Source organism: Bacillus sp. RO2, from assembly GCF_012911845.1.
Classification (GTDB): Bacteria; Bacillota; Bacilli; order Bacillales; family Bacillaceae_I; genus Sutcliffiella_A.
This window is the reverse complement of sequence record NZ_JAAXCU010000032.1, coordinates 1-18644: the sequence shown is the minus strand read 5'-3', so window position 1 is coordinate 18644 and position 18644 is coordinate 1. Positions and strand designations below refer to the sequence as shown.

The following is an 18644-nucleotide window of genomic DNA, read 5'->3' as shown; positions in this document are numbered from 1 at the left end:
CCCATGTGTCCACCAACATTACCTAATGCAATAGAACCCAACCCACCTCATTAATACCTAACCCCAGTCCGCGTATGCGTCTTCTTAAACTCTTCCGGATTCGGATCAAAATAATCCTCATTAAAAGCAGCGACAAATTTATCATTACGATCAATATAGCCCGAACCCCAAGTTGGATCCATCTCGACCCACTCACCACTCAGATTCGCCTCTACCCATGCATGGTTCCCTGGCCATGGAGAGCCAGCACGACCCTCCACATATCTAGCCTCGACCCCACTCGCACGCAATATAGCTATTGCAAGGTAAGCATAATCTTGGCACACGCCTGTCATGGAATCCAAGGTCTTCAGTGCACTATCGTCCCACTCGAATTCATTGTTTTTATACTTTTGCACATCATAGCTAACATTCTTTGCTACATATTCATAAACAGACTTGGCCTTGGCGCGATCAGAATCCTTCCCAGCGGTCAGCTCTTCAGCAAGTTTGATAATCTCCGGCGCATCAGACTGGACACCTCGAGAAGGCAATAGATCCCGTTTATCTTCAGCAGAAGCAGTCACTTGAAATTTAGCAAAACCATAGTAACGGAAAAAATCACTATTTTCTTCTTGGATTTCTGGGACACTTAGTGTTACTTCATACTCACCAGGTCCGAAACGCAAATAGAAGGAACCATCAAACTCATAGTTTTCCACAGGAATTACATCAAGTGCCTCATCGTCCCCTTTTTTCGTACTAACATAAATGTGTGTCGTTTCCGGACCGAACTCGGCTTCAGGATCAATTTTCCCTTTTACTGAATAAGTACCTTCCGCCTCGTCCCCTCCGTATTGGGGAGATTCAAGTGTCACACCGCGCTCTTTATAAGCAGTATAATATTCTAAAGGCTGCATCACTCGTTCAGAGGCATTGTCTATATAAAAAGTTGATGCAAGCTGATAGTAGTCTTCCCTTTCACCATCGGGGACCATTACTTCAAGCTGGTGCAATCCTTTTCCGTAGAACAGTGGAATGTCCGTGGAAAATTGGCCATTTTCTACAGTGACCATATGCTTCCAAATGTCGGAGTCCTTTTTCAACTGCAGCATTATAGTATCTCCGTCCGATAGCGCAGATGCTTTCCCTTCAAAAGAGAATAGCTGGTTCTCCTTTAAATAACCAGATTCAACATCGAACTGAAGGCCCGCATCATGTCCAAAAGGAGTTAAAGAAATATCGTAGGTTGATTCAGGGTTCACATTATGGACGGTGAAACTAGCAGTATCGTAATAATAGTTTTCACGATCTGTGTCTGGAAGTTGAACGGTGACCCGATATTCCCCTGCGCCATTAAAAAAAGAAATGTTCTCTTTAAACTCGCCATCTTTTATTGGTGCATAATACTCCATCAGAGCCCCTGTAGGTCCGTCCTCATCAGAGCGCACCTTAATCCAAACGTACTCCCCTTTTAAATCAGCATGCTTCTCAACAGTACCGGCAATTTCTATTTGTCCGTTTGCACTGAATTCCTTGTATTCAGGTGCATGGAAAGTCGCATTCACTTCTTCGGCATAAGAAGTTAGCTCTAGGGCTTCAAGCTCCAATTCTGCATTCTTTTTATCCATAAGTTGTTCATATTGATCTTTCACTTTTTCTTGCTCAGCAGGCTGATTTTCCTCCACACTTGTATCTTTATCTGAACAGGCAGAGAGAATTAAACTTCCGCTCAATAACAATGCGGTCATGTATCGGCTTTTAACTGCCATTGTATCCTCCTCGGGACGGGTCTTTCTCGTCCAATTAAGTTGTATCTTTTATATACGTATGTACAAACTATAAAGTTTCTGATGCTATCTTACTATTAAATTGAAAAACTTTGAACAGGAACGGCAAAACAATGAAGTGGTAGAATTAGCCATTTGAAGGTGGTATAGTTAGTCTATAGGTAAAATGTTCCTTGGAGGTCGAACCATGCTAGAAGAATTAAAAGAAAATATAGATCAACTTTCCGAAAAAGATGCAAAAACTTGGCTCTACTTAACATTGCTTCGTTTGGATCAATTAACGGAAATTGATCTTCCAAAAGAAGAAATTATAGAAGAGATACAAAATATAGTAAAAACAATTGAAAACAAACCTCTTCCTCGAACAGATTATAGCATCATTCATATTGCGGGGAGCGAATCTATTGCTGGATCGCTTAAGGTGGGCTTAGAGCGAAACCACAAGGTGATTGGTTTCTGGGAAATGTTCGATATTGGCCCGTTATGGGATCCGGCTGCCAGACAAGAGTGGCTCCAAGATCATATTAATATTTTTGATGAATCCATAGAGGAAGAGTTTAATAGAAAATTTAAACAAGCAACCGAAGAATTAAACAAAATTCCTCCACATATTCCTGTAGTTTTGTGGACAGCTGATAACGCCCACGAACAAATTTTTCATAGATACATTCTTCACCACTTGCGTAACAGTGAAAATGACGTGGTTCTTATAAATGCAACCAAAGTGTACCACCAACTTTCTTTTTCCAATCAATTCGAGCCTACTTTTACAAGTGATATCATGCCAGAAATGTTGAAAGATATTTTTGAAAAAGAACGAAATAACCCTTTGTCATCAAATGCTAGAAATCAATTATCAGACGAGTGGCTTCAACTAAAAGAAGCGAAGAGCCTGCTTCGTATTTGGAAGAACGGGGAGATACAAGAGGTTCCGGAAGACTATATAGATCAAGAATTACTGCATTGTGCAAAACGAGTCCAAAAGGATTTTGCCGAAAATGAGTTTGTAAAAGCAGCACGAATTATTGGTGAAATGCATGGCCAGTTAGAAGGAAGATTCAATACTGCGTTTTTAGAATATCGCCTTCGAACTCTTGTCTATCAAGGGTATTTCACATTAAAAGGAATTCCGAAATCCATGCGTCATTATAGTGTTATGGTGAAAAATAAGGAGGAGGAAAATGCATGAAAAAAGTATTATCGTTTTTGTTTGTGCTCATTCTTTTAGCAATTGGGGCCACAGTTGTTTTTGGCCAATTTAAAGAAACGTTTAGTTTTAATTTTAATGCTACTTCTATTGAACAAGAAGAAACAGTGAGCGACAGTAAAGCAAAAAATTTAGAAATCCATACCACATCAACGGATATCAAGGTGGTTTCTGTGGATAGGGAAGACATTTATGCAAAGTTATCAGGAGATGTTAGTGAAAAAAATAAGGATAAATATAAATTAAAAGTAAAGGAAGTAAACGGAAACATACATATTGAAGTACAGCAACCTAAAATGGAATTTCAATTTGGTACTAACATCACCAGACTGAAACTTGAAGTGGAAGTGCCGGAAAAAACTTATACAGAGTTATCCACTTATTCCACATCAAGTGATATTCAAATTTCAGGTTTGCAAGTGGGTTCATTGAGAACAGAGCTGACTTCAGGGGATATTTTGATCGAAGGTGTTACCGTAACAGATAATTATTCAATTGATCTGACAAGTGGTGATGTGCGCATTGAGAACACCGAAGCTAAGGATATAGCCATTACTGGAACTAGCGGTGACATCACCTTCAAAGAAGTTCTTGCTGATGTTCAAGTGGATACCACATCCGGTGATATCAATGTTTGGGGTGTACAAGGAAATGTTGACGTCGAGACTACATCTGGAGATATCGATATAGAAAATGAAAGGGTAACAGGCAATATCGAGGTGGAGGTAACCAGCGGAGATGTAAGAGTCAAGTACGACGAAAACCCTGCCTCTCTAGCAGTTGACTTCAAAGGGCAATCAGGAAAAGGAACCGTAAACTTAGAGGGAATGCAATATGAGGAGAAAAGTGAGAAGGAAATAGCCGGTAAGATTGGAGAAGGAGAATTCTTCCTTAAGGTACGAACGACTTCAGGAGATTTTAGATTAAACTAATAATTTCATTATTATCCTTCTTCTCTCTATTGTTTGTCACCCGAGTGTAAGTTTAAAATAAAAGGAACATATAAATGAGAAAGGTGTCTGGTATGAATGAACAAGGAATCCTTTTTTCCTAAAAACATCAAAGCAGCCTTACAAAATAACCCGCCCGGCGAATGGTTTCCATCCGTTCCCGCTAAAGCAATTCTTTTGCATTCCGGATATCCGGCACCACCACTTGTTCCAAGTAAAGAATTAAAAGATGCAGTAGCTCAATTGCTCGAAGAAGAAAACGACCTTCCACTTCATTACATAGGAAGCCCAAGAATTGACAAGTTGAAAGAATGGGTGAGGATGAGGCAGGAAGAGCGAGGTATGCTCGCAAAGGATGACGAGCTTTTAATCACATCCGGTGCATGCCAGGCGATAGACCTGATTGCACGTATTTTTCTTGATGAAGAAGCAGTCGTAATAGTCGAGTCCCCAACATACATGGAGGCACTCGAGATTTTTCATAACTACACAGATAGAATAATAACAGTTCCAATTGATAAAGACGGTCTTCAAACGGAACTGTTAGCGGAGACGCTTGCGGAGAGAAAGAAAAAAGGGATGACGAAACCAACCTTTTTATACACGATACCAACGTTTCACAACCCAACTGGAACAACTATGTCCGATGAGCGGAGACGTCATGTTATAGATCTTGCAAAGGAATACGACTTTTTGGTGTTAGAAGACGATGCTTATGGTGAGCTTGGTTTTACTAACAACCCTCAGACACTCAAGTCCATGGATACAGAAGATAGGGTTCTCTATGTCGGGTCCTTGTCAAAAGTGGTGGCTCCTGGGATGAGGATTGGATGGGTTCATGCTACAGAAAGATTCATCCAAGCTTTGTTCTGGTTTAAAAAAGATTTGGAGCATCCTTTCTCACAAGCGACCATGGCCACACTTTTGGAGAATACAGATTTTACATCGCGGTTGCAGACTTTAAGTAAAGCCTATCAGAAAAAATGTCATGTTATGCTGGCAGCCCTTGAGAAGTACCTCCCAGAAAATGCGACCTGGTTTGTACCTGGGGGCGGTTATTTTATATGGGTGAAGGTTCCGGATGTAGACACAGAGAAACTACTTGTAAAGGCAACCGAGGGAGGGGTATCTTTCCTACCCGGCAAATACTTTTTCCTCGACCAGACAGAAGGGGCCGAATTCCTTCGTCTATCATTCAGTTATGAGAGTGAGGAGAATATTGAGAAAGGTATTCAGAGATTAGGAGATGTCGTTAAATCTTTTTCGAGATAAATGAACGGGGCGGCTCTGTTGCTATGGAAGCGATAGAGCCGTCCTTTATTATTTTTATATTTACTTGTCAAAAAGGTCTTCAGAACATATTACAAGCTGTTAATCACAGATTGTAATTGTCTATTTGTCTTCTAAATCCCGAATATCCCTCAACAACTGAAAAATCTGTCCCCGATGGTGTGCTTCATGCTCAATAAGGTGGTAAATTACCCACTCAGGAGTTACATCATATTCCTCGAGCACTCTAGCCCTGCGCCAGTCCTCCATATCCATAGAACTAAAATGGGAAAGCAGGGACTCTCTAACTTTATTTAACCGGTGAAGATGAATTTCAATAGTGTCCCCATCTATATGTACCAATGTTCCGTTAGGCCATCCATCCAATGGGAAAAGTTCTTCTATTTCCGAGTCCCATGCGTCTTTTTCCATTACTTCCCCATACAGCCAACCAGCTTCTACATAAGCAATGTGGTACAACAGAGATCCGATGGAATGTCTAGATTCTATTTTTCTATCAAGCTCACTTTGGCTGATTCCTATTAGTTTCTTAGTAAGGTTGCGTCGAACATCTTCTAAACACCACAGAGCACGTCCAATTTCTTGTTCGTAGCCTGATAAAGATGTTATTTGCAAAACGGTTTTGGTGGTCATTTCTTCTTTCCTCCTTTTTTATCCAATCACGAATAAGGTTACACTCAATAACAGTGAAAACAATCCAAAGCCAAAGGCTATCCGATATAAGTGAAATCCTTTGTTATTCTGGTGTTGAATCATAAGGTTCCCCATAGATAGTGTGACAACCAACGTTAGAAGTAGTGGGAAAATATCATTGTTGCCAGAAAGACCTGCCCAAATTAGACAGAGAGTTGCTGTTACAATCATAGCTAATAAGAACACCTTAAGTTTATTTTTCATCTTAATCACCTTCTCCAAAGTCTATTATGTGAGCTTAACCTTTGCCAAAACCGGATAATGATCTGACGGATACCTGCCAGCAAAACTGTCTCTGATAATGGAGGCTGTAAGAAACTCGACCCCGTTAGCACCAAATATGTAATCAATCGGACTCCCGTCAACTCCGCCATTATAGGCATGAAAAGTAAGACTGTTTTCCTTTTCTTCTTCAGTAAAACAAGAATAACAGCTTTCCATCCACGAAACTTCTGCTAATGCTTCACTCTCCGGCACATCATTGAAATCCCCGGTAAAAATAACTGGCAAACTTTTCTCGTTATCTTTACTTCGAATCACGTCACGAATTAGTTTCAATCCTTCCTTTCGCGCAAGCTTCCCCATATGATCAAGGTGGGTATTAAAAAAACGCAAAACTGGTGCGTTTTCTCCCTTTGGAACAAGCTCCACCCAAGAACAAATTCTTTCGCAGTGTGCATCCCAGCCCATACTTCCGATAATATCTGGAGTTTCAGATAACATAAAAGATCCTTTTGGACCTATGGTAAAACTGGACTTTTTAACAAATATGGCACTGAATTCTCCTACCTCCGTGGAAACGGTGCGATTGACTGCGTATACTTCATAGGACTCTTCGAATCTATCTGTTAGCCACTCTAGCATGGGAATGGTTGCTTCCTGTGTGCCGATAACGTCAGGCGTGTAAGTATTAATGGTTTCTGCAATCCAGTGTTTACGGTCTTCCCAGTTGAATGGATCAGAGGGTACGATAACACGGAGATTAAAGGACATGACGGTATATGTATGTTTCAAAGGGCATTCCTCCTTAAAAGTATTCGATAACAACTATTTCGATAAAACAAATAGAGTTCCTGCCACTGGATGGTTTAATAAACATGTAGGAGACAAAACAAAAAAGTGCCAAATTCAATTGGCACTTTTAACAGTATCTATTAACGGGAAGCCTTTGGTGGCTGACACACGTCACATTTGCGTTGGTTATTATTTTTGAATTTTGTAAATGTCTTTTCAAAGTTACTGCCACAAGCACATTTAAACAGTAACTTCTGAGAGAATCCGTGGTATTCAGTCGATAGCAATTTACTATCTGAATTCTTTTCCACAAATTCATTTATTTTACCAATAGTCCATCGTTTATTCATTTCCTTACACCTCACATCCGTTCCTATTATAACATGGTCATGGGTAGAAGCGACAGGCGGTTTTACCCGATACGTCTTAAGATACCTGTCCTGAAATAAGCTAAAACTTCTGTGCATATAGTAAAGAGGGAACAGATTGAACAGAAAAGGTGGGACAACGATGGCTAAAGAATCACGGACAATCAAGAAACCAAACTTTCTCATCCTTATGGTGGATCAGCAGCGTTATCCAAGTGTCTATGAAAACGAAGAGCTTAGAAAGTGGCAACGGGAAAACTTGCACACTCAACAGCTTCTTAAGAAGAACGGCTTTGAGTTTACGAAACACTATGCCGGAAGCACTGCATGCTCTCCAAGCAGAACTACTCTATATACTGGGCAATATCCTTCCCTTCATGGAGTGACACAAACGAGTGGTGCGGCAAAAACCTCGTTTGACCCTGACATGTTTTGGCTTGATCCTAATACTGTTCCGACGATGGGCGAATATTTCCGGGCGGCAGGCTACAAAACCTATTGGAAAGGAAAATGGCATGCCTCGGAGGAGGATATTCTCATTCCCGGAACCAAAAACTCTCTTCCAAGCTATACCTCTACAGGCAGACCTGACAGAAGAAATGTTGAAAAATATCTGGCATCCAACCGTCTTGGTGGATATGGATTTGATGGCTGGGTGGGACCGGAACCGCATGGCTCATCCCCTCGGAATTCAGCAAGCTCAGCAGCAATCGGATTGAGCGGAAGGGACGTCATCTATGCCCAGGAAACAGTGGAACTCCTTCAGTCGTTGGAACATGATTGTGATAGAGATTCTCCTCCTTGGTTTGTCATGTGCTCGCTTGTCAACCCGCATGACATTGCGATCTATGGCATTTATACAGAGCTAAGTCCATTGTTCAATTTTGAAATTGATCCATCTGTGCCTTTCATCCCGCCACCGCCGACAGCCAATGAATCTTTAAGTACCAAACCATCCGCACAAAAGAGCTACAAGGAAATCTATCCAAAGGCACTCCAACCAATCAGAGATAACGTTTCATACAGGCAGCTCTATTATTCCTTACAAAAGAAAGCAGACCAAGATATGGGCAGAGTTTTTCGTACCTTACAAGATTCCACTTTTTATGAAAATACCATAGTAATCTTTCTTTCTGACCACGGTGAACTGCTTGGTGCGCATGGAGGCCTTTATCAAAAGTGGTACAATACTTACGAGGAATCCATCCATGTACCGCTTATTGTCCACAGTCCGAAGCTTTTTTCCGGAAAAGAGGCCACTGACATGTTAACAAGCCATGTTGATGTACTTCCGACCATGTTAGGACTCGCAGACATCGACGTAGAAGAGGTTCAAAAACAACTCAAACGTGATCACACAGAAGTTCACCCACTAGTAGGGCGTGACCTAACACCGCTTCTCATGGGGAAGAACAAGTTTTATCGTGCCGACGAACCACTTTATTTTATGAGTGATGACGATTTTACCCAAGGTCTAAATCAAGTATCTGCAACAGGGGAACCCTATCATTCTGTCATTCAACCAAACCACACCGAAGCTATTATCACGAAACTTTCCACAGGTGAGAATGGGTCAAAAGAAATATGGAAACTGACACGTTATTACGACAACCCACAATTTTGGAGTGATCCGGGAGTCGAGAACGTCACAACTACTCAAGTCTCACAAACATCCACAGGTGATCATGTTGATTGTGCATTGTGTATCACAACTACTAAAACGAGACCAGTCCCAGATCAATATGAATTATATAATTTGACTAGTGATCCATTAGAAGAAACCAATCTTGCATATCCATCCAATCGAACACCGGAGACAATAGCGATCCAGAAGCTCTTGATGGTGGGCCTTGAGGAACAGTGTAAGCAAAAGAGGTTGGAGCCATCGAGCGGGGAAGTGCCTGGAATGCCTTCATGTAAAAACTAAAAAAAGCCAAACGGCCTAATCACATAGGTTGTTTGGCTTATTATTATTTTGATTATTATTACTGTGAACCCTTCTCCAATGCCAACTTCACCCCAAAACCAATCAACACGATACCTGTAATCGATTCTATCACTGTGGTTGTCCGTGGCCTTTTCATGAATGCACTAATTTGATCAACTAAATAGATATAAAGGACAAACCAAATGGCTGTCAAGATGGCGTAGGTAACTCCCATTAAGAGGAACGGTCCAATTGTGTTCGTTCCTGGGTCAACGAATTGTGGCAGGAAGGTCAGGAAGAAGACGGCAACTTTTGGATTAAGCATATTAGTTAAGAACCCTTGTTTAAAGTGGGATTGATTTTTAAATTTATTTGCAACGTTGCTGTTCATTGGAATTTCCTCTTTCTTGTTGCGAAGTGCCCAGATTGTTTTAACCCCCAAATAGACAAGGTAAACAGCACCAACATATTTAAAAACAGAGAACAGGAAGGCAGATTTAACAATGATTGCGGATAGACCAACCACGGCTGCAATGGTATGGATGAGGATCGCGCAAAAGGTACCTAAAACGGTTTTGAATCCGCCAATTCTCCCGGCAGATAAAGTGTTTTTCGTGGCGATGGCAGTGTCAGGACCAGGCAGAATGATAAGTAAGACACTCATAACGACAAATAGAAAAAAGTTTTCCATGGTGAAAACCCCAATCTCAGTGGAATGTATTTAGACTCATTCTATCAGATATCAGAATATTTTTAAAAGTATTTTTATGGGCTTTAGGGACAGGCACTGCGGCCTATAGTGGGCCGAGGTGCCAGTCCCCGTTACCCACTAACTCTCTCCAACACTTGTCTACTGAAGTCCTTCATTTTAGAATCTAAGAGGGGCTCAAAGTTGTCGACAGCTTTTTGAGCGGCAGTTACGGCCTCTTCTGTTTTACCAAGCTCCATCAGGATGAGAGCCTGATAGGATTCTTTTAGATAGAAGTTGGAAAGGTCAATGGGGTGGTGGATGTCGGGAGTAACCACCTTTTCAATAGATTGAAGTGCCTCCTCAAACTTGCCGAGATAGTAGAGTGCTTTTGCTTTTTCGAGAATGAACCACGGGGTATAAAACTCCAATAAATCTTCTGAAGAGAGGCATACCTCAACTTTTTCAAGTGCTTTAGTATATTCTTTACTTTCCGAAATCAATTCAATTATTTCGAACAGTTCACAAAAGTAGATGGAGGAGATATGGTCTGCAAATTCTCCATATTGCTTTAACTTCAAAAGGTAATAATCCTTTTCCCTCTTATTCCCCTCCATCATTGCATGTGCGGCTGCAAGGCGGTACAGGTCATCAATCAGATAAAATATCCTCTTCTCTTTGGAGTAGGCAAGTGCCTTTTCCATGGTTTCAATAGCAGCCTTCGAATTCCCTACTGCATATAAAGAAATCGCTTCACTGTAATCAAGGTCTAGCCTTGCCATTGGTTCAATGTATGTGTGTTTAGCTTCAATTTCTTTTCGTTCGGCCATTAAGATATGAAGCGCCTCATGATAGTTGTGCTCAAAAAAAGCGATGTTGGAACGAAATATTCCAATGGTAGTACGATTGGAAGAGATATTCATCTGATCGAACATGTCAGCCGCTGTAGCTAGAAGGCTTTCCCATCCTGGCTTTTTCTCGTTTTGAAGAGCGTAGCTGTATATTTCCATTAACCTTGCACTTTCATACCCATTGGAAAGCTTCCCGATGTGGGGCTCAATCAATTCAATTAGCAGGCTATATTTATCTAGAGAGTCCTGGTTCCTGAATGGAATGTTAAAAATCTTTTCCGCGCGTTCCAAAGTTTCCCTCAATTCCTCGGAACTAACCTCTCCCAATAGATCTCCTATTTCCACACCAAGCTGACGGGCAATATATGTAAGACTCTCCATAGAAGGGTTGGCCTTGTTGTTTTCAATAAGGCTAAGCATCCCTTTTGTCAGCTCTGTCCCAGCCATCCCTTCTAACGTCATTTTCTTTTGTTTTCTTAATTTTCGTATCCGATCTCCGAGCATTTGGGTGTGCACTCCTAGAAATGAAATATTTTGTTTAATTATATTAAACTTTTCCTTGAATTGGAATACCTTATTATGGTACGATTTGTTTAATTAAATTAAACTTTTAATAGGCGGGGTGCTTTTTATGGAAGAAACCTTAAAGTTGAAACGAGCGACATATCATCTTTACACCTTTATGATTAGTAAGTTAATCTCCACTTTTGGATCGCAGGTATATGCATTTGCCATCAGCTTCTATATATTACAGCTAACTGGATCTGCGACTAGCTTTGCGACAAATCTTCTTTGCAATATACTCCCACGAACGCTTGCAGGACCATTTGCTGGAGCCATCACTGATCGGTATTCTAGAAAAAAGATTGTTATTTTCTCACAAATAGCCACAACTCTTGCCATCACAGGACTTCTCATCTATACCTTAACATCAGGACTCTCCCTCATAGCAATTTACACAACAACTAGTATCCTTTCTTTGACTTCTATGTTTTCAGGAATTGCATTTTCTTCATCTATTACAGGACTAATTGATCAGGCTCGAATTCAAAAAGCAATGGCGATGAACCAGATGGCCATTTCATTTGCTGCAATCGGAAGCCCTGCTGTTGGTGGGCTGTTATATGGGACTGTTCCCATTCCTGTATTTCTTGTGATGTTTATTGTTGCTTCCATAATTGCGGTAATTTTGGAATCGACGATGAATTTCCGCTTATTTTCTGAGGTTAAGGCGAGCGAAGATGAGGGAAAGAAGAAGGAATCCATGTGGCAAAGCATGAAAGCAGGCTTAAGCTATTTACGATTCCAAAAAACCATCATGGTCATGCTTTGGATTAGTTTACTCATTAATTTCCTTTTCGGAGCTTATGAAGTGGGGTATTCGTATATCCTGATTGAGAAATTGAAAATAGAGTCGCAGCATTTTGGCTTGACACAAGGAGCTTTTTCTCTTGGAATGCTGCTTTTGTCGATTTATTTTTCTGCTAGAAAAGAAGTGCGATTTCCCCTGCTACTTTCAAAACGGGGAATTGTAGGTCTTGGGGCAGTAATGGGATCAATCGCTCTGCCACTTTTATTATCAATGGATTATTGGCTGATGTTTTCTTACTTTATGGTACTCATGTTCAGTTTTGGTTCGCTCATCATTATCGTTAATACGCCATTGCAAGTAATGCTTCAAAAGACCATTGCCGATGAATTCAAAGGTCGTGTATTTTCCATTATTGAAACGACGGCCATGGCGCTTATTCCACTTGGCATGGTGATTTATGGGGTGTTGTATGATATCTTTCCTGGCGAGTGGATCTTGCTCCTATCAGCAGGTGCACTTATCGTAATCACGCTTATCATGGCGAGACCGTCGGTTATACGAAAAGTACATCCTGAAATTGGTGAGAAGAAGAGGGGCCGTGTTGTAGAGGCGGGGAGTGTGGCACGGTAAAGGAGTATGAAGACCTTAGTTAGCGAGAATTAAGCTGAGAGCGGTCTTGATAGATGGAATGAAGACTTCATTTAGAGAGAATTAGGGTCAGAAAGGTCTTGATAGATGGAATGAAGACTTCAGTTAGCAAAAAATATGGTCAGAGAGGTCTTTATAAAGACCTCTCGCCATTCAAAAAGCATATATCACTTCTTCAAACTACTATACACAACCAACCGATCGGAATAATTCCTGCTTTCCCGATTAAACGTCCCTGTGCAGGTAATTAGGTTTAAATTGCTCTGAAACGAATAATCAAAAATTGCTTCAACAGGAGACTCATTCTCAGGGTAAGTTTCTATTCTATCCACCACATATGTCAGGGATTCGCCGTCGGCACTAGAAACAATGATTTCGTCACCGGCTTCTAGATTCTTCAGGTCAAAAAATACAGCAGGGCCGTTACGGCTGTCGACATGGCCGGAGATGACGGAGTTTCCACGCTCTCCCGGCATTGGGCCTTCATTGTACCATCCGACAGTTTCAAAAGATTCGGGTACTCCCATCTGACCGTTTTCGATAACGCCTACTTGTTCCACAAGTGCATCGACTCCGATTGAGGGGATTTCGATTCGGTGAGGTTCGATGCTGATAGATTCGTCTTTAATAACTTTCCCGTTTTCATTCGTGGTTTGGGTACGGGTAGGGAGGGGAGTTTTTTGATTTGCAGGGGCCGCTGTTTCGCTTGACGCGGTTGCTTCGTCGGTTGGAGTATCCATTTCAGTAGCCTGTTCACTCCCCGAACTACATCCGACCAGTAAAAGAAGCATGAATGATAAAGTGGTTAATAGTCTCATAGTTATACTCCTTCTAGAAAATGATAGTAGGAAAGAGAGGGATAAGCCCCTCTCTTCTTAGCTAAAACTATTATTCTTGTGTAGCTTTTCTTCTATATGCAATGATTTGCGTTAAAACAATCGCGGAAATCAGTCCAGCAATCGTCCATGCAATAGCAGCGTTCATTCCATTGTCAGCTGCACCACCCATACCTGCTGCAGGCATGTCAGTTGGCATGTCTTTTTCAAAGTTCTCTGGGAATTGATCAACAATAGCACCAGACATCATTTCGCCTACACCGAACATGTGGGCATATGACTCACGGATAGTGTTGTAAGTAGTTTCATAGTCTGCTTCGTTGTAGCTATTGAAAGCTAGAAGCAGCTCATCAACGTGCATTTGCAAGCCTTTTTCAAGATCTGCGGCTTTCAAACGACCCTCTGTAGCTGTGTCTAAGAATGCAGCTTGTTCAACTTTATACTCTTCTAATTCAGCGATTGCTGCTTCACGACCTTCTTCATTGTCCTCACCAGTTGCTACTACATAATCTACGAAATATCCGATATGGCTGCTCCAAATCTCTTCAAATGCAGCTCCGCCTTCTTCACCATAAACAGAAGCTACAGCAGCAGATAGGTCAGCTGTGTTTGCATTTAAAGCTCCAGCAGCATTTTCAAAATCTCCAGCTCCATCAATTCCTTTTTGCATCGAAAGTACTGCTAATGCAGCGTGCTCAGCAAAAAGGTGGTTCAGGTCAGCGCGTAAGTCTGCTGCTGGTGTGTCAACACTAGTATTCTCAAATTTGTCAGGGAATTGGTCAGTGATTGCCCAAGATAATCCTTTTCCAGGTGCGTACATGTGCTCAATTGCGTGACGCATGTTTTCGTATGCTTTTTCAAAGTCGCCTGCCACATAGTTGTCAAATGCCCATACTAGCTGCTCGACGTGCATTTTTAATCCAGCTTCTAGTTCACTAGCTTTTAGGCGACTTTCTGTAGCAGTATCAAGAAACGCGGCTTGTTCTACTGTATATTCATCTAATTCTGCTAACGCCTGTTGTCTGCCTTCTTCATTGTCTTCCGCTGTTGCCGTTACATAATCGACGAAGTAACCAATATGGCTGCTCCAAATTTCTTTGAATGCAGCTCCGCCTTCTTCCCCGTAAACGGAAGCGACTGCTGCGGATAAGTCATCTGTGTTTGCATTTAATGCGCCAGCTGCTTGATCGAAGTCTTCTGCTCCGTCAATTCCCTTTTGCATGGCTACGACTGCCAAGAAAGCATGCTCTGATAATAATGCATCCAAGGACGCTCTCAAATCCGATGCCGGGGTGGAAACGGATGCAGTGTGTTGATGTGCTCCATGGTCATGTGCACTTGCTACTTGAAAAGTCGGTACTAATAATCCTACGCTAAGTGGTACAGCTACCATTGCTTTTTTCCAGTTCATGTTCTAAGCACTCCTTTTTTAGTTGATTTCACTTACCTAACGGAGCGGATCAGAAACTGGATCACTTTTTTTGAAAAAAATAAAAAAGTCTCTAATTTTGTATGTATAATGGGAATAAGAGTTAGTCAAAAAATACATATCGTGGGAGAAATACCATGAAGCTACCTATTTCACAATTGAATGAAAATAATCTCACTGATGAGCAGATGACTGACCTGCTTTTTAGAAATATAAAAGATGACAAAAGAAATGGCGACTGTATTTTCGTGCCAGGTAGTAGCAAGGCTGTCGATTACCGTTTGCCTCCAGCCATTGAGCTGTATAAGGAAGGAAGAGCAGGGAAAATATTATTTTCCGGCGGAGTAGTTTGGAACGGTAACCAGCTTAGCGAGGCGCAGCTACTGGCAGAGAAGGCGATGGAATTAGGGGTGCCATCTGAGGATATCCTCATCGAGAACCAGTCACTTCATACGAAGGAAAATGTATTGGCTTCTTTACTAGTATTGGATAGAGCCCTTCACCTCCACAAAATAAGGCGGTTGCTAGTGGTAACAAGTCATTACCATATGAGGAGAATGAGCCTCAGTCTCAAAAGCTATATGCCAAGTTGGATCGACTATACTCTTTGTCCTGTTAATGATAAGACCACTCGGGAAACCAATTGGTTCCTTAATCCTTATGGTAGACAACGTGTCGAGGCGGAGTCTGCTAAATTGATCAGTTATGTGAAGCAGGGAATCATCATAGATCAGGAATTGGAATTTACAAATCACCCATAAGAGGTACGAACATTCTATTAGACACCTGGAGGTACACATTGAAAAAAAATATAACTTTTCAATTTCCAATCGAAAAACAAGATTATACCGAACTATTTCGGTATATGCCTTATTTTAAATCTATTTTCAAAATGGCGACTGTGGGGAATTTGGTCGCACTCTTTTTATTTTGTAGCTACAACATTATTGCTAACCTTCAGATAGCACAAGATGGAACGCAATTTCTTATATTGAACATTGTTACCGTCGTTATTGGATTTGTCATGTACTATGTCATTTTGTTCTTAATCCGTTTATTTTTCAGGAAGATTATTGAGAGTAGAAGCAATAAACTTCACTCTCTATATTTTGACTCCAATTCTAATTATCTTATTGGGTTTGATCCTCGTTTTGATTCCTTTATACTCGGTAAGGAAAAGGTGAAAATTCCTGCTGACCAATCCTTAACGGTTATTGAAACAGAACGTAATTTATTGTTTTATGTAGGTAAAGGAAAAGGGAAGGATGATAAGTTCTTAATTTCAAAAGCGGTAACTTCTCCCGACCATGCGCTAAAGCTCGAACGTGTCACCAATATGCTACAAGAGAAGGGACTCGCCATTCAAACTGCAAAACCAATCTAATATTACCGGTTTTAGAAAATATCAGAAACCAAACTAGGCGTTTTTTCATACTATGGTGTTGAGGTGAAATTATGGCTAGAGTTAAATTTACGGATTCAGATGTAGCGTTGGTGGCAAGGATGATGAGAGCGGAAGCAGAAGGTGAAGGCAAGCAAGGAATGCTCTATGTCGGAAATGTTATAACCAATCGTGCAGTAGCCGATTGTTTAGACTTCAAAGAGGTAAGAACCATTCCTCAAGTCATTTATCAAGTGCAGGGCGGAAATTATTCATTTGAAGCGGTTCAAAAGGGTAATTTATTTTATAACAGGGCAAGATCAGTGGAGAAAAACTTAGCAAGAAAGACGTTGACTTCTTGGAGAGAGCATCCAGCTAAATACGCTTTATGGTATTTCAATCCTTACGCACCATGTCCTCCAACCTGGTATGATCAACCTTTTTCCGGTCAATATAAGCAGCATTGTTATTATGAACCGATTGCGGGAACGTGTGCTAGTGTTTATTCTTAAAGTTCATTACGTATCAGGAACTCATTGTAAGCTTTGAGTTCCTTTTTTTATTTCCTGATATTGGGTTCATCATCCTGGAATGGTAGAATAATAGGGAGAGATTTACAGGAGGATGGGAGTGTAGAAGTTGGGTTTTTACTTGAGGTATGAGGGGAATATTATTGATTTGCTTAGTGTCATTTTTGCATGGGTAATTATTGCTGTGATTATTGTTCGTATCTACCGTATGCAGAATGTGGAAGAACGACCTAAAATATGGAAAATAATCATTGTTGTATTTTTAGGACTTTTTTCATTTTCATATACTTTTCCGCTGTTTAATGAACCTTTTTCTATTGCCATTCTTCCGCTAGGAGTTTGGATATTGTATGGACTATTGAATAGAAAAGAGCGTTGGGGAGCTTACAGAAAATATGCATGGACTGGATTTGCAGGGAATTTCATCTTTTTAGGAACGGCGCTTCTTGCCATTGGCTTGGCTGCTCTTTTTTATCCAAAGGATGAGGTAAGGACGTATCTTACAGATGTCTCGGGAGTAGAGTTGTTGGTGATTCATCCTTCCGGTGAGGTTGCAGAACTAGACCTGACAAGGCTGGATGACGATTTGTCAACTTTTATGTATGAAGACTCAGATGTCATCATGTGGTATGAAGAAATTAGAGAACAGATTTGGCCAGAAGAAGAGAGTGAAGAACCTGTGAACGTCCAAGAGAAGTTTCCTTATTTGTTAACTGGCGTAAAAACGAAAACTAGAGAAATGATGCAAGTGTATGTCGAACAGGATGGTAAGGGATTGCTTATCACGACAAAGAGTAACCAATACTATTTTAGATCTAAAACAGCTTCCTTTTTAGAAGTTAGGGGCATGCTGAATGAATAAAAAATTAGTAGTGATGATGTCTTCATTTGCTGTTTTACTAATCGGTGCAATTGTAATGTACTTAATGATGACTCCAAAAGCATTTTATACAAAAGATGAAATCCTTCATAAAATGGGTGTTTTGACTCAAGAAATGGAAGTCCAAGATGTTATGCAGTTGGATGAGAGAACTTATTTTGTACCCTTACTATCAAATGGTGAAGCATTTGGTACTAGCATATGGGTTTGGAGCGGTTGGAAATGGGAGTGTGTTAGTGAATCAAATGGATCTGGTCCACACATAGTAGTAAATGAGGGGAACTCTTATATTTATTGGAATGTTCACCCTGAAGACGAAATACGAAAATGGGAGTTTTATTTAACTTCTGAGCGAAATTACAATGTGACCTCGGTAGGGGATAATAAGCAAGTCGAAGTTTATCATCCTAAGATTCAAATGAAACAAACAGTAGAGTTAGGAAAAAGAAGTTATGGTTATGTGAAAATGCCAAGAGATTGGAAAGAAGTTATTGGATCCTTTGATCTGTATCCAGCCGAAACAGGTTACATCCCTTCTGGCCAATCCTATCTTTTTCAATGGCTAGCTTATAATAGTAAAGGTGAATCAGTCCGTCTTGAGCATACGTATCGTAATGGTGGGGGAGGTACTTCAACGGGGAATCATGTTCAATATATGCAACAATTAGATCCTGTAGGGTTGGAATAGAAGTGCTCTATAAGCCCGAAGCATGGTGGAAATCGGGTGAACGGTCAAATAGAAGTGCTCTATAAGCCCGAAGCATGGTGGAAATCGGGTGAACGGTCAAATAGAAGTGCTCTATAAGCTCGAAGCCCCGGGAAAATCGGGTGAACGGTCAAATAGAAGTGCTCTATAAGCCCGAAGCACCGG

19 protein-coding genes are annotated in these 18644 nt (G+C 40.9%); 10 read left to right on the top strand and 9 right to left on the bottom strand.

The window, feature by feature from the left end; translation table 11 throughout:
- Nucleotides 1-50: 50 nt before the first annotated feature.
- Complete coding sequence (locus HF078_RS07355; protein WP_169290546.1) at nt 51-1751, bottom strand: transglutaminase-like domain-containing protein; 1701 nt, start codon at nt 1749-1751, stop codon at nt 51-53.
- Between the two features lie 205 nt (nt 1752-1956).
- Here HF078_RS07355 and HF078_RS07350 point away from each other — a divergent pair, with 205 nt between their 5' ends.
- The 3 genes from HF078_RS07350 (at nt 1957) to HF078_RS07340 (ending at nt 5198) form a co-directional block, all read left to right on the top strand.
- On the top strand, nt 1957-2958 hold the full coding sequence (locus HF078_RS07350; protein WP_169290545.1) for a DUF1835 domain-containing protein: 1002 nt from the start codon (nt 1957-1959) through the stop codon (nt 2956-2958).
- A complete protein-coding gene (locus HF078_RS07345; RefSeq protein WP_169290544.1) occupies nt 2955-3908 on the top strand; it encodes a DUF4097 family beta strand repeat-containing protein in 954 nt (317 codons plus the stop codon). The genes HF078_RS07350 and HF078_RS07345 overlap by 4 nt, the downstream gene beginning before the upstream one ends.
- 96 nt (nt 3909-4004) lie before the next feature.
- The gene (locus HF078_RS07340) at nt 4005-5198 is read left to right on the top strand and encodes an aminotransferase-like domain-containing protein (protein WP_169290543.1); all 1194 of its coding nucleotides are present in this window, start codon (nt 4005-4007) and stop codon (nt 5196-5198) included.
- Between the two features lie 120 nt (nt 5199-5318).
- On the opposite strand, the gene HF078_RS07335 is transcribed toward HF078_RS07340, so the two are convergent.
- The 4 genes from HF078_RS07335 to HF078_RS07320 form a co-directional block, all read right to left on the bottom strand.
- Nucleotides 5319-5849, bottom strand: coding sequence for a DinB family protein (locus HF078_RS07335; RefSeq protein ID WP_169290542.1), 531 nt, complete (start codon nt 5847-5849; stop codon nt 5319-5321).
- Between the two features lie 18 nt (nt 5850-5867).
- Nucleotides 5868-6113 carry a hypothetical protein gene (locus HF078_RS07330; protein ID WP_169290541.1) on the bottom strand — a complete coding sequence of 82 codons (246 nt, stop codon included), beginning with the start codon at nt 6111-6113 and terminating at the stop codon, nt 5868-5870.
- A 24-nt stretch (nt 6114-6137) separates the two neighbouring features.
- The gene (locus HF078_RS07325; RefSeq protein ID WP_169290540.1) at nt 6138-6923 is read right to left on the bottom strand and encodes an endonuclease/exonuclease/phosphatase family protein; all 786 of its coding nucleotides are present in this window, start codon (nt 6921-6923) and stop codon (nt 6138-6140) included.
- A 140-nt stretch (nt 6924-7063) separates the two neighbouring features.
- Entirely contained in the window at nt 7064-7273 is a 210-nt protein-coding gene (locus tag HF078_RS07320; RefSeq protein ID WP_148988601.1) for a hypothetical protein, read from the bottom strand.
- 160 nt (nt 7274-7433) lie between these two features.
- Here HF078_RS07320 and HF078_RS07315 point away from each other — a divergent pair, with 160 nt between their 5' ends.
- Complete coding sequence (locus HF078_RS07315) at nt 7434-9218, top strand: sulfatase family protein (RefSeq protein WP_169290621.1); 1785 nt, start codon at nt 7434-7436, stop codon at nt 9216-9218.
- A gap of 58 nt (nt 9219-9276) precedes the next feature.
- On the opposite strand, the gene HF078_RS07310 is transcribed toward HF078_RS07315, so the two are convergent.
- Nucleotides 9277-9909 (bottom strand): LysE family translocator, encoded by a 633-nt coding sequence (locus HF078_RS07310; protein WP_169290539.1) that lies wholly within the window; start codon nt 9907-9909, stop codon nt 9277-9279.
- A 131-nt stretch (nt 9910-10040) separates the two neighbouring features.
- The gene (locus tag HF078_RS07305) at nt 10041-11261 is read right to left on the bottom strand and encodes a helix-turn-helix domain-containing protein (protein WP_169290538.1); all 1221 of its coding nucleotides are present in this window, start codon (nt 11259-11261) and stop codon (nt 10041-10043) included.
- Nucleotides 11262-11388: 127 nt separating this feature from the next.
- Between HF078_RS07305 and HF078_RS07300 the strand changes: the two genes are divergently transcribed.
- Nucleotides 11389-12699 carry an MFS transporter gene (locus HF078_RS07300; RefSeq protein ID WP_169290537.1) on the top strand — a complete coding sequence of 437 codons (1311 nt, stop codon included), beginning with the start codon at nt 11389-11391 and terminating at the stop codon, nt 12697-12699.
- Between the two features lie 185 nt (nt 12700-12884).
- Here the strand turns inward: HF078_RS07300 and HF078_RS07295 are convergent, their stop codons facing one another.
- Nucleotides 12885-13535, bottom strand: a complete 651-nt coding sequence (locus tag HF078_RS07295) for a class F sortase (RefSeq protein WP_169290536.1) — start codon at nt 13533-13535, stop codon at nt 12885-12887.
- A 70-nt stretch (nt 13536-13605) separates the two neighbouring features.
- Entirely contained in the window at nt 13606-14964 is a 1359-nt protein-coding gene (locus HF078_RS07290; protein ID WP_169290535.1) for a copper amine oxidase, read from the bottom strand.
- 155 nt (nt 14965-15119) lie between these two features.
- On the opposite strand from HF078_RS07290, the gene HF078_RS07285 reads away from it, so the two are divergent.
- The 5 genes from HF078_RS07285 (at nt 15120) to HF078_RS07265 (ending at nt 18461) form a co-directional block, all read left to right on the top strand.
- The gene (locus tag HF078_RS07285) at nt 15120-15743 is read left to right on the top strand and encodes a YdcF family protein (RefSeq protein WP_169290534.1); all 624 of its coding nucleotides are present in this window, start codon (nt 15120-15122) and stop codon (nt 15741-15743) included.
- Nucleotides 15744-15781: 38 nt separating this feature from the next.
- Complete coding sequence (locus HF078_RS07280) at nt 15782-16366, top strand: hypothetical protein (protein WP_169290533.1); 585 nt, start codon at nt 15782-15784, stop codon at nt 16364-16366.
- 71 nt (nt 16367-16437) lie between these two features.
- Nucleotides 16438-16875 (top strand): cell wall hydrolase, encoded by a 438-nt coding sequence (locus tag HF078_RS07275; protein WP_169290532.1) that lies wholly within the window; start codon nt 16438-16440, stop codon nt 16873-16875.
- 127 nt (nt 16876-17002) lie between these two features.
- The gene (locus tag HF078_RS07270; RefSeq protein WP_169290531.1) at nt 17003-17755 is read left to right on the top strand and encodes a hypothetical protein; all 753 of its coding nucleotides are present in this window, start codon (nt 17003-17005) and stop codon (nt 17753-17755) included.
- Nucleotides 17748-18461, top strand: coding sequence for a hypothetical protein (locus tag HF078_RS07265; RefSeq protein ID WP_169290530.1), 714 nt, complete (start codon nt 17748-17750; stop codon nt 18459-18461). The genes HF078_RS07270 and HF078_RS07265 overlap by 8 nt, the downstream gene beginning before the upstream one ends.
- Nucleotides 18462-18644: the final 183 nt, after the last annotated feature.